Consider the following 15,368-nt stretch of genomic DNA (forward strand, 5'->3'; position numbering starts at 1 on the left):
ACCCTACCTCCTTGGATCTAAAAAACCAGAAAACGAACCATCACCGTTGTAACGAATACCTTGACCACTTGGTAAACGATATTCAACCCCACCACGAGACAATTCCGTTTTAACTGTGCCCGGATGGCTCAAAACGTCGTTTACAAACTTACTTGCCGATTCATTTTTCTGAGCCACATTGCCTTTTAAAGGTTCAAAAGTTCCACCATCTCTGCCTGCATGCTTTTCCCAAGCCCTTGCAGCGGCAGACATACCTTGCCCATTTATCGGTTTATTTGCTGACGAAATTAGGTTGTCCTTCGCACTAGGGCTGACTTTGCCACCTTTAGCTATCCCACCGCCTGCGCCAAGAGGATCTCCATCCTCATCTATAATCCCCGGTTTCAGCCAGCCCGGACGGATATCAAGAATCGGAAACTTCTTGTCCTTATCATTTAGTGCATTATTCTCAACCGCATTCTTCCCGGCCCCCGCTCCCGCTGCCGCACCTGCCGTGCTGTCCCCTGCCAGACCACCCGCCATCCCCGCCGAAATCGTGGCCAGGGCACTGACCGTCTGCTTCTGCTCCTCGCTCAGCTTCGACAGGTCTTTCACGTCCGGATACAGCACACCCGCGATGGCCTTCGCGGCAAGCTCACCCGCTGCCGCGCCCGCAGCGCCTGCTGCGGCGCTGTTCCCCTGCAGGGCGGCAACTGCCCCGCCCAGAATGGCGTGGGCAATGGCTTTGCCCGCGACGTCATCCTCCCTGAGACCCGACCTGTGGCCGATGGCATACGCCAGCTCCGGGGCCGCTGCACCTGCCAGCGCCCCGGCCATATTCCCGCCCGCAAGACCCTGCAGCGCGGCCGTGGCCGCCTGGATACCCCGCTGGATAGTGCTGCCGGTGCCGTACTTCTCCATGGCCATTTTGTATTCGGACGTCTCACGCAGCGCCTTCTGATACTCCGCTTTTTGCTCTTTGCTGGCATCCGGCCCCGGCTCGTATTTGCCCTCTTTCGCCAGTTTGTCCCGGGCCGCATTCAGGCCGGTGATTTCCCCCTGGGTCCGGGCGATATCGGCCGCCTGCGCACCAATTTCAAGGATCAGCTGCGCTGCCTGCAGCCGCTTCTGCTCTTTCTCCTTGTCGAAAATCGGGCTGATGCTGCCGTTCGCATGCTCCGTGTCGCGGCTCAGGTCGGCCACGTCCTGCTGCTGGTTCGCCTGGTCGCGGACGGTGATAGTCCCCTCGCTGACCGCCGCCCGGGTGGTGCCTTCCGCATGGCCGCTGCTGCCCAGCCCGGCAATCAGGCCGTTCGCCATGTTCCCGGCAAACTGCTGCCCGATATTGCCCCCGGAGCTGATCCCCGCGCCCTGGTGTCCGGTCCTGAAGTCCGCCCGGTTGTGGATATCGCTGAAGCCCAGCGTGCCGGTGTCGAGGCGGTTTTTCTCCGCATCCGCCGTCGAGGCAATCACCCCGCCGTCAAGCTGGGTGTGGTTCCCCACCGTCACGTCAAAGCCGCCCTTCCCGGCGAAGATCCCGCTCTGCTCCTGCACCGAGTCGTAGTCGCTGGCGATTTTGTCCCGGCTGGCGCTGATGCTCCCCGAGAATCCGCCCGCCCCGAAGGTGTACCCCACCCCGCCGCTGACGCTGCCCTGCTTACTGTTGTAGTGGTCGCTGTCCTGCGTACTGGCAATGGTCAGGTCGCGCCCGATATCCGCCTTCACGGCTTCGCCGTTCACCTGCGCGCCGGCAAGCGTGGTATCGCGCCCGCTCTTAATCGTGAGCTGACGGCCCGCGTCCACCGTGGTCTCGTTCTGCCGGACCCCGTTGCCCTTCTCGTGCCCTTTGCTGCTGCTGGCGTTCGCCGAGATGCTGATGCCCGTCCCGCCGGAGCCCGCTCCCAGCCCGACGCCCAGGCTGCCGCCGCTGCTGCTGTTTTTACCCGTCGTCTGCTGCGTGTCCTGCGAGGCAAGCAGGTTCACGTCCCGCGCCGCATCAAGGGTCACGTCCTTACCGGCCTTAACCCTGCTGCCCGCCACGGTGATGTCGCTCCCGGTGGCCTTAATCGTGACGTTGCTGCCCGCGTTCAGGCTGCTGCCCGCCGATGTTTCGCTCCGCATGTGCGAGGAGGATTTTGACGACTGTGAGCCCAGCGAGGCGTTGATGCCCACTGTGTTGGTGTTGCCGCTGTCAGAGGCCCCCTTCGCCTGGTCCATCGCCACTGCCTGGTCGGACTGCACCAGGGACAACGCCGCCTTCGTCGCCTTCAGGGCCGCCAGCCGGTCGTCGCTCTCGTTTGCCGCATCCCGCGCCGTGGTGACCGCACTGTTCAGCGCGCTCCCCGCCGTACCGGACAGGGCCACCGTCAGGCCGCTGCTCTTCTGCTCGTACTTTTCATCCCGGGTGCGTCTGTCGTGGCCCGGCTCAATCACCACGCTGTCGCCCTGAACCGCAATATCCTTCCGGGCGATGATATCCGCCCCGGCGATATGCGCCTGCTTCCCTGCCGTGATGCTGACGTCCCCGCCCGTCGAGCCGACGGTGCTGAAGCTCCCGCTCTGGGTGGTGCCCTGCTCGCGCAGGTCGTGGGTGGATTTGCTGGTGCCGACGGTGAAGCCGATGCCGCCCGTTCCCATCAGGCCGGATTTTTTGGTCTCCTTGAAGCGCCAGGAGGTGTCGGTGTTGGTGGCCGCCACGATGTCGACGTTGTTCGCCGCCGACAATGCAACGTCGCCGTCGCCCGCCACCGCCGAGCCTAACACCCGCAAGTTGTTGCCCGCCTGCACCGTCACGTTATCGCCGCTCAGCAGGGAACCTTTCTCCCGCGTCGCGCTGTCTTCCTGAATGGTGTGGGTTTTCTTTTTACTCAGGAACCCGCTGCTGGTTTTGGTTTTCTCCCGGTAGCGATAGTCGCTCTCGGTGGCCGTGGTGAGACTGACATCGCGGCCCGCCGCCACGCCGATATCACCCTGCGCCGTCACCTCTGCCGCCTGCGCGTTCATGTCGCGCCCGGCGACGATCACCGTGTTGCCGCCGCTGGCGATCTCTGTTCCCTGCTGACGCACGGACTCATCGATAGCGGTTTTTTTCTTCGTTTTTCTGCTGGCGCTTTCGGTGCTGGCCTCTGCCAGCAGGTTCACATCGCGACCGGCCCGGATGCCCACATCCCCTTCGGCGGCGATCCCTGCGGCTCGCGCGTTGAGATCGTTGCCAGCGAGCAGAGTCAGATCGCCCCCTGCCGTCAGCGTGCTGCGCTGCTGCGTAACGGAAGCCGTCTCTGTCGTTGCGCTGTTGCGCTCATACCGGCTCTCGCTAATCTCATTCGCGGAGATATTAATATCGTTGCCCGCCGCCATGCCGAGGCCGCCACCCGCCGCCACGCTGGCGCCGGTGATATTGATATCCTGCCCGGCACGCATCGTCAGCCCGTCCGTTGCCGTAATGGAAGAGGTGACGCCCACATCCGTACCGCTTAAGCGCACGCGGCCCGCGTCCACATTCCACGTCTGTGCGCGGGTGATGTTGTTAATGCTGCCCGTCACACTCTCCAGCCCCAGGGTTTTACCGCTGATGGTGGAACTGATGTTGTTGATATCACCAAGCGCGCTCAGGTTCAGCCCGCCGCCTGCGCTGATAAGCCCGGCGTTGAGGTTGTTGATGCTGTTGCTGCTGTCGATGGACAGCCCCTTCTGCGCCAGCAGCGAGCTTCCGCTGTTGGTGACATTGCCGCCCGCCAGCTGCACGTTATTGCCGGAAATGACGCTGCCGCTCTGCACCCTGACGTCTTTAGGCGACAGGTACACCTTCGGGATCATCACGGTTTGGCCGTTAACGGTGGCGGATTCCCACCACAGAATACTGTGGTCGAGAGTGGCTATCTGGTCTGCCGTCAGCGCCACCCCGAACTTCAGCCCCAGCGAGGTTTGCGCTTCGGCGGCCTTATCCATCAGATAGCGCATCTGGTCGAGATCGGAGCCCAGACCGCTGATATAGCGTGTTCCGGTCTGGTTCAGCACGTAGTTACTGACGTACCGCGTATCAAAGGCGGCATCGCCAAGGAAGCGGTAATTTTTCTCCGGATCCAGCCCAAGGCGGTCGAGCATGTACGCGGAACCCAGGAACTGATTGCTGTCGGTATACTGGCTGCCCGTTTCACGCGGGGCGGCGCCTGGATTGACACCCAGCAGCTTCCACAGGTCGCCAAACAGGGAGGGATCGAGCTGCCCCAGCCCGTCGAGTTTCGGATTGACGGTGATGAGGTACGGGCTGTCAGGATCGGTAGAGGTGACAAAATAGCCGTTCTTACCGGAAGGCAGAGGATAATTGCCTTCAAGGCCGCCAGGTACGAGGTTTACGCCATCGGCAATTGCCTGACCCTCAACTGCGTTCTGCCAGTCCGGTGCGGTGATAGCCGTAGTGCTGACATCAGCCAGTGACTGCTGATTCGCGCCACCCGCGATGCTCTGTGTTGATGGGGTATTCAGGTCCGGCGCAACAAGGGTATTGCTGATGGTTCCCGCGTTTGACGTGGTGTTTGTGTTGCTGATGTCATTGTCGAACCTGGCGGTGACAATGCCGCCCGCCTGAATGACTGCGCGGTAAATGTCGCCGAGTTCAGTTTCAGTGGTTTTCCCGTCCAGCGTAAAACGAATTTTATCCGAAACAGGGTCGGGCAGAATGACTGTTCCAATATCAATATTACCTTCGACGTTGGAGGTAATGATGCTGTCAGGGTCTGCATAACCCACCTGTCCCCGGTAGACATATTTCCAGTATTCTGAGGTGGTTGAGTTCTGCCAGGACTGGCTGGAAAGTGTATTGCCCGTCAGGAAAATATCACCGGAGGCGAGGATCGCACTGGCATTATTCTCAAGACGACCGGCGTTAATGGACAGATCGTTGCCAGAGCGAATGCCAGCCACACCACCAGTAGCTGAAACGGCGGTCACCGTCTGGCTGAGGGCAAATTTTTGCTCGCTCTGATCGGCTCGCATACCCCAGGCGGTACTGCCTTTATTCACCGTACAGTGCGTGTTAGCGACCCCGGTACAGATTTCCGCGGGATACCTTGCGATATATTTCCCGTAGCTGCCGTCAGGCAGCTGAGAGAGGTCGATATCGATGGTCGCATTCCCCAACCCGGCAATAGATGAAGGATTTTGGGTGGTTGTGGTCGTGGCGGCCAGCCCATCGCGGGTATTCAGCAGATGCCCGGTTCTGAGCGTGATATCCCCCTTCGTGGTTTCGATATTGCCGGAGATATTGATGATTTCTGTATTCGCCGTCCCGGAGGCATCCTTCTGCATCACCAGGTCTTCGCCCGCCAGCATATCGCCCCGCAGGTTCGCAATACGATCCGCGAACAGCGACAGGTTATTTCCGGCATAGAGCAGCGCGGTATTGATCACCGACCCGGCGGCGGTGAGCGCCATATTTCCGGCGGTGCCGGTAAAGCCATCAAGCGTGATATCGCCCTGGCTGGAGAGGCTGACATCGCCGCCTGCCTGCAGCGAGCCGCTGCTGTTCATGGCAATCTCACTGCCGGAGAGCGAAGTCGTGCCGCCTCCTGCGGTAATCAGGCCATTATTGGTCACCTTGCCCGCGGCGTTCAGCGTGATGCCGTTGCCCTGCAGGGTGCTCTGGTTGCTGATGTCGCCCCGGCTGGTAATGGTCAGCTGGTCGTTGGCTGCCACCACGCCCTGCGCCGTCCAGCTGTTTACCAGCTTCAGCGTCAGGTTGCCGAGCGCCACAATCTGGCCCACGCCGCTGAGGGAGGCCGCTTCGGTAAGCAGATCGCCCCCGCTGAACAGGTTCCCGTTATCGTTGCTGATACTGTCACTGTTCAGCGTCAGGCTGCTGTTGCCGAGCAGCGTGCCGCTGTTGGTCAGCGTCTGCGCATTCACCACCAGCTGTGCCGCCTGCAGAGTACCGGCGTTAGTCAGGCTGTTGCCGGTATAGGTGGCGTGTTGCGTCGCCATCATCGTGCCGCTGTTAGCGAGCTTCGCCACATTCATCAGCAGGTTCGTCGCCTGCAGCCAGCCCGCGCCGTTGTAATCCGCCGTGGAGAGCGTCAGGTCGCCACCGGTGAGGATATTGCCGTTATTGCGGACCTGCGTGATGCTGGTGAGCGTGGAGTTTCCGTTCCCCTGAATCGTACCGTTATTGCTCACCACCGGGGCGGTCACGCTGAGGGCGTTCTGGCTGAGAAGGACGCCGTTGGTCTGGTTAGTCAACGTATCCAGCAGCGTAAGCGTCAGGCCGCTGTCGCCCTGTAAACGTCCGTCGTTGTTAAGCGTGCGGGCATCAAGCCGGGTGTTATCCCCCTGCATCTGGCCGCTGTTGCTGATGTCGCCCGCCCGGACGGTAAGGCCTGCCCCGCTCAGCATTTTCCCTGCCTGCATCAGGTCGCCTGTCAGGTGCAGATTAAGTCCGCTGACGCCGCTGATTTCCCCGCTGTTGCTGAGCGAGTCTCCGTCAATATTCAGGTTTTTCGCGCTCAACAGCCCCTGGTTGTCGAGGGCTTTTCCACTGATCCGGGCACTGTTCAGGGCGGTAATTTTGCTGCCGGTGACGGCGGCCATGTCGCCGCTTAACGTCAGCGCCAGATCCTGGGCACTCTGGATGGCACCGCTGTTGGTCAGATTTGTGCCTGCAAGGGAGAGATTCTGCCCCTGCAACCGGCCGCTGTTGGTGATGTCCCGGGCGTTCACCGTCAGGGCATGCTGGCTCAACAGATCTCCCCGGTTATTCAGGGCGCCGGTGGTCTCCAGCCCCAGTCCGTTCAGACCAATGACTGTTCCGGCATTTTCGATGCTGCCCTGCGTCAGGCTGAGGGTATTCCCCTGCAGCGTGGCGTTGTTGGTGAGCCGCACGCCCGTCAGCTGCATGTCGCCTGCGGCGAGCAAATTACCGTTGTTGGTCAGGTACGGTACGTGGAACCTCAGATTGCCCTGACTCATCAGGTCGCCGTTGTTCAGCAGCGAGCCGTTTAAGCGGGTATCAAACTGGCCTGCAGCAAGCGCGGAGCCATCATGCTGCCAGTCGCCAGCATTAACGCTGAGATCCTGCCCCTGAATGATGCCTGCGGTAGCGAGCTGTCCGGCGGTGATCGCCAGCGAGCCTGCGGTCAGCCAGCGTCCCGCCGCTCCCTGGGAAAGATTATCCCCGGAAAGGGTCAGCGCATCGACGCCCTGTAACAGCCCTTCGCCGCTGAGGGTGCTGCCCGCAACCGCCAGCGCACCGTCACTGGCGATCAGGCCGTGGTTAGTGATATTTGGGATAGCCAGGGTCAGATTCGCGGCGCTGTAAAGGGTGCCGTTGTGCTGGTTGTCCAGCGTCCCGGTATTCAGCAGCAGGGACGTGTCGCCCTGCAACAGCCCGGCGTTGATAAGCGTCTGCGACTGCGTATTAAGTACTGACGCGATGGCGACGCCGCTGTTTTCCAGCGTCGGCGCGCTCAGGGTCAGGGTATTCGCGCTGCTTTTGCCGCTGTGGGATAACGTCTCGCTGGCGTTAACGGTCAGGGCCTCTCTGGCGGCCTGCGTCCCCTTCAGATCTGCCTGTCTGGCGGTAATGCTCAGGTTACGGCCCTGAATTTGCGAGGCCCCGGTGGTGGCGATCTGCTGTCCGGACACGCTGAGATCGCCGGTGGCGTTCATCGCTCCGTTAAGCGTCTGGCTGGCGGCGCTGAGAGAGAGCGTATTCCCCGCCACCAGCTCGCCGTTATGCGTCAGGGTAGTGGCATTGAGCGACAGGTTTTGCCCGGCCGTCATGCGCCCGTTGAGGGTGGCGCTGTCGCGGGCAGTCACGCTGATATGCCGGGCGGCATCCGTTTCGCTGCGGGCGTCCTGGCTGAGGTGTTGCGCCGTGAGGGAGACATCCTGCCCGGCGGTCAGTTTTGCATTACCGTGCGACAGCGTACCCCTGGCGTCGAGCACGAGGTCACGGTCGCTGTTCAGCGAGCCATCCTGCAACGCCAGTTCGCTCTGGCTGTTCAGGGTAATGTTGCCCCCGGCTTTATGGTCGCCGGTCAGCGCCATACTTTCGCCCTTCGCGGTAATCCCGCCGCTGGCCAGGCTGTTATGCATCGTCAACCTGCCGCTGGCATCAAGGGTGATATCCCCTTCGCGGGCATTCAGGTTGCCGAGGTTAACGCCCACCCCTTTCTCGCTGGAGACCAGGCGAATACGGTTGGCGTACATCCCGCCCAGCGCCCCGGTATCCACCGCCACTTTTGGCGCAGGGCCTTCGCCCGGGATGGCGCTGATGCTGCCGTCGGCCGCAACCCGGTTCGCCCCTGCCACCACCGTCAGGGATTTGGCGTGCAGCTGGGCGTTGATGTCGGTGGCGCGGGAGATGATCGACACCGCATCGCTCTGGCTTGCGTCCAGGCCCTGGCCTTCAATCAGGATGCTGCCCTTGCTGACGTCCAGCGACTGCAGTTTGCCGCTGGCGTCGAGCACCGGTTTGCCGGTGGTCAGCGTCGCGTTAGGAGTGTTGATGAACCCGCAGCCGTTACAGGTGATGCCGTAGGGGTTGGCGACCATTACGTTAGCGGCTTTGCCCGCCACTTCGGTATAGCCCTGCAGCTGCGACCGGTTGGTGCCGGTGACTTCGTTGATAATGCCCGTCGCTTCCCTGCCCGCCGTCAGGTTGGGGTTGCCCTGAATCAGCCCGCCAAGCTGGGTCTGGTTCATCTTGCCGGTGGCATTGTTGAGGATCAGCCCCTCTTTGCCGACGTTGTAATCCTGATACTGGTTATGCGATATACCTGCGCCGTTCGGGGTGGCGATATTGACCACCGGCACGCCGTTAGCGGCCTTGTCCTGCTGAGTGTTGCCGGTTGGCGTCAGCGTTGCCGCCACGGCGGGCAGCATCGGCTGCGTGGCAAGCAGCACGCTCATTAAGGCGCTGAGTACGCGCCGGGGTAAACTCACCTGTTCCTTGTCCATCATCCCTGTCCCTTAAAACGCCACCGACACGCGGTAATAAATATTCAGACGATCCGGCCCCAGCCAGTCCGGATACGCAAGCGGTGTGCCCGCCGTTAACTGGCTCGAGAAGACGCGGTTCACGCTGTTCAACCCCACCGCCGCGCCCCACAGGGTGCCGGAGGCGTAGCGGTCGAAACCGTCTTTTTTCAGCCAGCCGCCGTCCAGCGCCGCCAGAGCGCCGATCTGCCCGAGCCACGGCAGGGTAAAGAGCGAATAGTTGATCTCATTTCGCCAGTAGCCGCCGTTATCGCCGGAAAGATACTGCTCCTTAAAGCCGCGAACCGAGGTCTCGCCGCCCAGGGTTAAGCGCTCGCTGCCGTAGAGCCGGTCGGGGGACCACTGAAAATAGGCGCTGGAGAGCCACCACAGCCGGTCGGCCAGCGGTTGCTGATAGCTGGCGTTCAGGCTCCATTTGCGAAACTCCGCTTTTGGCACATCGCCGTGCTTGTCGTTGTCATCCTCGGCCCCCAGCCACGGCACGCCCTGGGTGAAGGTCGGGTTAAAGGTCGCCACGCCGGTGGCGATTTTTTGCGTGTGGTTAATGCCCAGCGAAAAGCTCGAAAGCTTGCGGCTGCTGGTGGCGAGCAGGACATCGTCGAGGTAGTTATGGTTGATACGGTGGGTCAGGCCCACCGCGGCGCTGGTCTTAATATCGCCGTTACGGAACAGCACCCAGGAGCCGTTCAGCCGGTGAGTTTCGTTATCGCCGGTCGAGCGCCAGCGATAGCCATTGTTATCGATGGTGCTAAGGTAGTTGCTCCAGCTGTAGCTGTAATCGAGCAGGCCATAGCCGTAGGGCACGCTGACGCCTGCGGCAAAGTTCTGCGCATCCTTGCTGCTGGAAAAATCGCTGCTGCGCCCGCCGCTGATAAACCACTTATCGGCGATCCCCAGCAGGTTGTTGCCGGTGAGTGCGCCGCTGAGCTGGCCGGTGCCGGTGCTCTTTTGCCCGCTGTTATCGAAGCTTATCGAGCCGTTAAGCGGGAATTCCGGGTCGGCGGTGAGATTAACGATCGAGTATCCCTGGCGCTCGCCGGGCAGGATCTCTATCTGAACAGGGGTCTGACGCACCCGGTTCAGCTGCTCCATCCCCTGTTCGATATCGCGCAGGTTGAGGATCTTGCCCACCCGTCCCGGGAAGGTCATATCCAGCGTGCGTTCCGGCACGCCTTCCAGGCGGATCTGCTCGAGCTTGCCTTCCAGCACCGTGATATGCAGCGTGCCACGGCTCAGATCCTGCTCGGTCAGAAAGGCGCGGCTGGTGATGTACCCCCGGCTGATATACCAGTCGGAGACCGCGTGCGTCAGGGCGCTGAGGCCCGCCATATTCAGGCACTGGTTGCGCCAGGGCGCGGTAAGGCGGCGCTCGGCAACGTCCGGCATCGCAGTGGCACCGTCCAGCACGATCTGGTTGATAACAAAACAGGGGCCGCCAGCGGCAGGTTGTACGGGGGATGAAGAGGCCGCGGGCAGGACCGTGCTGCGTTCCAGCTCGTCGCGCTGGCGCTGGTTTTGATCCAGCAGCTGCTGTTGCTGCTGTTGAACGGCGCTGCGATCCGCTGGCGACAGCAACGCCGCGTAGGCACTGCCGAGTGGCCATAAAATGAGAGTGACAAAAAGCCCTGTTAATCTGGTCATCCTTACCTTCACTACATCCCTGCCTTGTGTCCGTTTTCAGACTGGCGTACAAAAAAGGAGCAAAATATGTCAAAAAGTAACCTGTGTAAATGCACGTAAAAGGTCGACAGGGTTTTTTTCAGACTTTTTTTGCTCTTTTAGGAATTTATTCAGGAAATGAATGCGAAATGCGCCCGCGCAAATTTAACGCACGTCGTCGTCGCGCCATTCATCAGACATGTGTATTATTCCCTGTTGTTTTCCTGACAACTATCCTTAACTCAAATACTTAAGCGCCAAAGCGAAAAGCATCATGAGCACACCGATCAAACGGCTGGAAATCATTAAAAACGCCATTGAGCTTGAAGATGACGACATCATCGAGAGCCAGCTGGCACGGTTAAAAAGCGAAGCCTTTGACGATGAGCTTCGGGCGATCGTCGTGGCGCTTGAGCAGAAAAACTACACCGCGGCGTTAACCGCTATCGCCAGCTGGTTACAGAGCCAGCGCGCCGTCGCCACGTGGCGCGACCCGCAGCTTGCCGCCAGCAAGCTGGAGCTGAAGGCGCTGGAGGAGCGCCTGCGCGATCTCATCGATCGCCGCAACGCCCGCGTCCAGCAGCTGGATGAATTTAACGACCTCTACCTCACCCGCCTCGGCCCGCTGATGAGCCAGATCCTCGCCCTGCGCAAAACGCTGGCAGAGCTCAATCTGCGCCGCCAGCAGGCGGAAACCCGCCGTCGGGAAGCGGACTATCGCCGCTGCCAGCAGTACGTTGCCCAGGCGGTGGAGGTGCTGACCACCCTGACCCAACACTGGCGCGATCTGCCCGCCGACTCGGTGCAGGCCGCCGCCGCGCGCAAGCATCTGCAGCAGCAAAGCAACCTGATTGCCAACCTGCTGGCCGAAGCCCAGGAGCTGGAAACCGGCTTAACCCGGGAAGAGGAGCCCGCCCGCCAGGCGCGGGACGAAGCCAACGACGAGTATGAAAAATACCGCGAGCAGCAGCACGAGGCGGAAATCCGCCTGCGCAAGGGCCGGGATCTCTCAGAAGAGGATCAGAACGAGTTAAAACGGCTCTGGCGTCAGGCGAGCAAGCTCTGTCATCCGGATCTGGTGGCGGATGAGCTGAAAGAAGAGGCGAACGCCATGATGGTGCAGCTGAACCAGGCGAAGCAGCGTGGCGACGTGAAGGCGATCCGCTCCCTGGTGGCCCGCCTGCATCAGGGGCTGGAGCCGCTGATGGCCAGCGACAGGCTGAACGATCTGACGCGTATCCGCAAAAAGATGGCCCAGGTGCGCGAACAGATCGACACCCTGGTGAGCGAACTGGCGGAGCTGGAAAAAGAGGAGTCCTGGCTGCTGGTCTCCTCGCTGAGCAATATGGAAACTTATTTTGCCCAGCAGGAGAAAGCCTTACGTGAGGTGCGCGCCTCGCTGGAACATCAGGTCAGCGAAGCGCAGCTCGACGACGTGGCCTGACTATTTGGCGTGCCAGTACGCGCTGGCACGCACCAGCTTCTGATCGATGGCGTCGGTTTCAAACAGGCGACTCAGGTTTTTCACCACCTTCCCTTCCCCGGTCAGCCAGATGAAGTAATCCTCCGCCGGCACGCTGAGGGCGGTCAGACGATCCGCCACCGCCTGCTCGTTATGCCCCACCACCCAGGTGATGTTGAACTCGCTCAGGTGCGCGAGATAGTCCTGACAGGCGGCATCCCCGACGGTGACCACGGCATGCACTTCCGGGCGCACCGGCAGGGCGCGCAGCGCCTCCAGACGGCGGCGCAGGGCGGGCATTCCCGACTCATCGCAGACGTAGAGCTGCCAGGCGTAATCTTCCGGCACCACCAGGGAACCGCGCGGGCCGCCGATGGAGAGTGTATCCCCCGGCTTTGCCTCTACCGCCCACTGGCTTGCCACTCCGCCGTCGTGGATAAAGAAGTCGAGCGCCAGCTCGTGACGGGCCGCGTCATACAGCGGGGTATAATCCCGCGCCTGCGGACGCACGCTGTCGCCCCAGTTAACGCCCTCGTCCGTCACCACCGGCGGCACAAAGGTCGTGCCCGGTTCCGGGAAAAAGACTTTGGAATGGTCGTCGAAGCCGCGGGAACTGAAGCCCTCCAGCGCCTCGCCGCCTAACACGATGCGCTGAAAACCGGCACTGACGCGCTCAACGCGAAGCACGTTCAGCTCGCGAAAACGCAGGTCGTTGCGGACACGTTGGGGGTAGCGGGTAGTGGTCATAATTTGCCTTCGTGATGTGAAAACGATATATCGAAAATGAAAGTTAAATGATAATGATTGCTAACAAAGCGGATTGCAAGAATTTTTTTGATATAGTCAGCGATCGCGAACGCAAATTTGAAAGAACAAATTAAAAATCATATAAATCAATATAATAAATTAAATATCAAACAGGGTGTTGCCAGTTTTAAAGTTTTAGATATAAATTAGATATATCAAAAATACGGAGAAAGACGATGCGACACTCACATGGCCACGACAATCGTGAGCACCACCACCGCGGACGCGGCGGCGAACACCATCACGGCGGCGGCCGCCGCCAGCGCTTCTTTGGTCACGGCGAATTACGTCTGGTGATCCTGGATATTCTGACCCGCAACGCCAGCCACGGCTACGAGCTGATTAAGGCGATTGAGACCCTGACCCAGGGCAACTACACCCCAAGCCCGGGCGTAATTTATCCGACGCTGGATTTCCTGCAGGATCAGCAGTTCATCACCCTCACCGAGGAGGAGAACGGGCGTAAAAAGATTGAGATTACCGTTGCCGGGCAGCAGTGGCTGGAGGAAAACATTGAACATCTGGAGCACATTCAGGAGCGCGTCAAAGCGCGCTGCGTGGGCTTCCAGCTGCGCAAAAACCCGCAGATGAAGCGGGCGCTGGATAACTTTAAAGCGGTACTGGATCTAAAGGTAAACCAGGAAGAGACCAGCGACGCGCAGATCAAACAGATTATCGGCGTAATTGACCGCGCGGCGCTGGAGATCTCCCAGCTCGATTAAGCGGTCGCCACGCGGAACACCTTCACCAGCTCTTTCAGGTTCATCGCCTGATCGTTAAGGGAGGATGCCGCCGCCACGGACTCTTCCACCAGCGCGGAGTTCTGCTGGGTGGTGGCATCAATCAGGCCAATGGCGCTGTTGATCTGCGAAATGCCTTCCGTCTGCTCATGGCTCGCCTGACGAATTTCGCGCAGGATGACGTCCATCTCCTGCACGTTCCCCACCATGCCATTGATCAGCCCGCTGGCTTTTTCCACCAGCGCCATCCCGTCCTGCGTCTGGCTGGTTGAGCTCTCAATCAGCTGGCGAATTTCGCTGGCCGAAGTAGCGCTTTTCTGCGCCAGCTGGCGAACCTCACCGGCCACCACCGCAAAGCCGCGACCGTGCTCACCCGCGCGGGCCGCTTCTACCGCCGCGTTCAGCGCCAGAATGTTGGTCTGGAAGGCAATGGAGTCGATCAGGTTGATGATGTCGGACATCCGGTTGGAGGTCTCGTTGATCAGGCGCATTTTGCTGGTGACCTGCAGCATCATCTCGCCGTTGTTTTTCACCACCCTGGCCGCATCGGCCGAGAGGGTCGTCGCTTCCCCGGTATGTGACGCGGTGTTTTTCACCGTCGCGGTGATCTGCTCCATCGACGCCGCCGTTTGTTCAACGGAGCTGGCCTGCTCTTCGGTTCGCGCAGCCAGATCCTGGTTGCCCGCCACAATCTGCGCCGCAGCGCTGGAGATACTCTCCGAGCCGGTCTGCACCTGCTGCACAATCTCCAGCAGACGAACTTTCATCTCCATCAGCGCCGTCAGCAGCTGGCCGGTTTCGTCTTTCCCGTGGGAGGCCATGCTGCGGGTCAGATCGCCCTCGGCAATGGCCTGGGCAAAATCCACCGCCTCGCCCAGCGGACGGGTAATCGAGCGCACGATAAACCACCCCATCAGGCTGCCCACCGCCACGCTGAACAGGGTGATGAGGATCAGCAGCAGGCGGTTGCTTTTGAAATCGCCGTCCACCTCCACGCCCGCGCGCTGCATCTCGGTGTCCTGGATCGCAATCAGCTCCTGCACCTTCGCCTTATAGGCCTGCTGCAGGCTGAGGGTGTTGGTCATCATCTCCTGAATCGCCCCGGCCCGATCGTTGCTCTGTACCGCCTGCAGGATGCGGTAGCGGGAGTCGAGATACTGCTGGCGGACCCCGCGGATATCGCTCAGCACCTGCTGGGATTTAGCATCCTGCAGGGCCGTGTTCAGCTCACCCAGGATCAGGGTGATACGCTCGCTGATCTCTTTCAGATGCTGCTCTGATTGCGCGGTGTACTTGCCCTGGTCGTCCAGCAGCATCAGCTGTTGAGTGCTAATAAATTCCTGGAAGTTTTCGATTAACTGGTTGGCTTTTACCGTGGTGGGATAATCGCTGGTGATGATGGATTGCATCCCGTTATTTGCCCGGTTAAGGCTCATCAGAGATAAACTCGCACTTATCCCCATCAGGACAATAAAGAATCCAAACGCCAGAAATAATTTCGTGCCGATTTTTACGTCATGTAAGAACATATTTACTCCATCGATGTGATTATTTCTCAGACGATCAGCGTTATCGGTAACTTCATCGCTAACTTTATGACTTTGATCGCTTTTTTATTTCATAACTACCTTAATAGATAGGCACTGGCTATTAATTCTGGCTCATCGATCGTTACGTAACCACCGGAACAGGCTTTTTTGACACAGCATTGGGGAAAACAGACTTAAGCA

6 protein-coding genes are annotated in these 15,368 nt (G+C 60.1%); 2 read left to right on the forward strand and 4 right to left on the reverse strand.

Going from position 1 to position 15,368, the window contains the following annotated elements; genetic code table 11:
- Positions 1 to 3: 3 nt before the first annotated feature.
- Together ACOYA6_RS18150 and ACOYA6_RS18155 are read right to left on the reverse strand one after the other, a co-directional pair.
- Positions 4 to 8,931 carry a hemagglutinin repeat-containing protein gene (locus tag ACOYA6_RS18150; RefSeq protein ID WP_422655208.1) on the reverse strand — a complete coding sequence of 2,976 codons (8,928 nt, stop codon included), beginning with the start codon at positions 8,929 to 8,931 and terminating at the stop codon, positions 4 to 6.
- 12 nt (positions 8,932 to 8,943) lie between these two features.
- Complete coding sequence (locus tag ACOYA6_RS18155) at positions 8,944 to 10,611, reverse strand: ShlB/FhaC/HecB family hemolysin secretion/activation protein (protein ID WP_422655165.1); 1,668 nt, start codon at positions 10,609 to 10,611, stop codon at positions 8,944 to 8,946.
- 292 nt (positions 10,612 to 10,903) lie between these two features.
- On the opposite strand from ACOYA6_RS18155, the gene ACOYA6_RS18160 reads away from it, so the two are divergent.
- On the forward strand, positions 10,904 to 12,073 hold the full coding sequence (locus ACOYA6_RS18160) for a coiled-coil domain-containing protein (protein ID WP_422655166.1): 1,170 nt from the start codon (positions 10,904 to 10,906) through the stop codon (positions 12,071 to 12,073).
- Here the strand turns inward: ACOYA6_RS18160 and ACOYA6_RS18165 are convergent, their stop codons facing one another.
- Complete coding sequence (locus tag ACOYA6_RS18165) at positions 12,074 to 12,838, reverse strand: siderophore-interacting protein (protein WP_422655167.1); 765 nt, start codon at positions 12,836 to 12,838, stop codon at positions 12,074 to 12,076.
- Between the two features lie 236 nt (positions 12,839 to 13,074).
- Between ACOYA6_RS18165 and ACOYA6_RS18170 the strand changes: the two genes are divergently transcribed.
- Positions 13,075 to 13,620, forward strand: a complete 546-nt coding sequence (locus ACOYA6_RS18170; RefSeq protein WP_223074579.1) for a PadR family transcriptional regulator — start codon at positions 13,075 to 13,077, stop codon at positions 13,618 to 13,620.
- Here ACOYA6_RS18170 and ACOYA6_RS18175 read toward each other — a convergent pair.
- Positions 13,617 to 15,167 (reverse strand): methyl-accepting chemotaxis protein, encoded by a 1,551-nt coding sequence (locus ACOYA6_RS18175; RefSeq protein ID WP_422655168.1) that lies wholly within the window; start codon positions 15,165 to 15,167, stop codon positions 13,617 to 13,619. The two genes, ACOYA6_RS18170 and ACOYA6_RS18175, sit on opposite strands and share 4 nt — an antisense overlap.
- Between the last annotated feature and the right edge of the window lie 201 nt (positions 15,168 to 15,368).

It is taken from the genome of Leclercia barmai (assembly GCF_049312895.1).
Classification (GTDB): Bacteria; Pseudomonadota; Gammaproteobacteria; order Enterobacterales; family Enterobacteriaceae; genus Enterobacter; species Enterobacter barmai.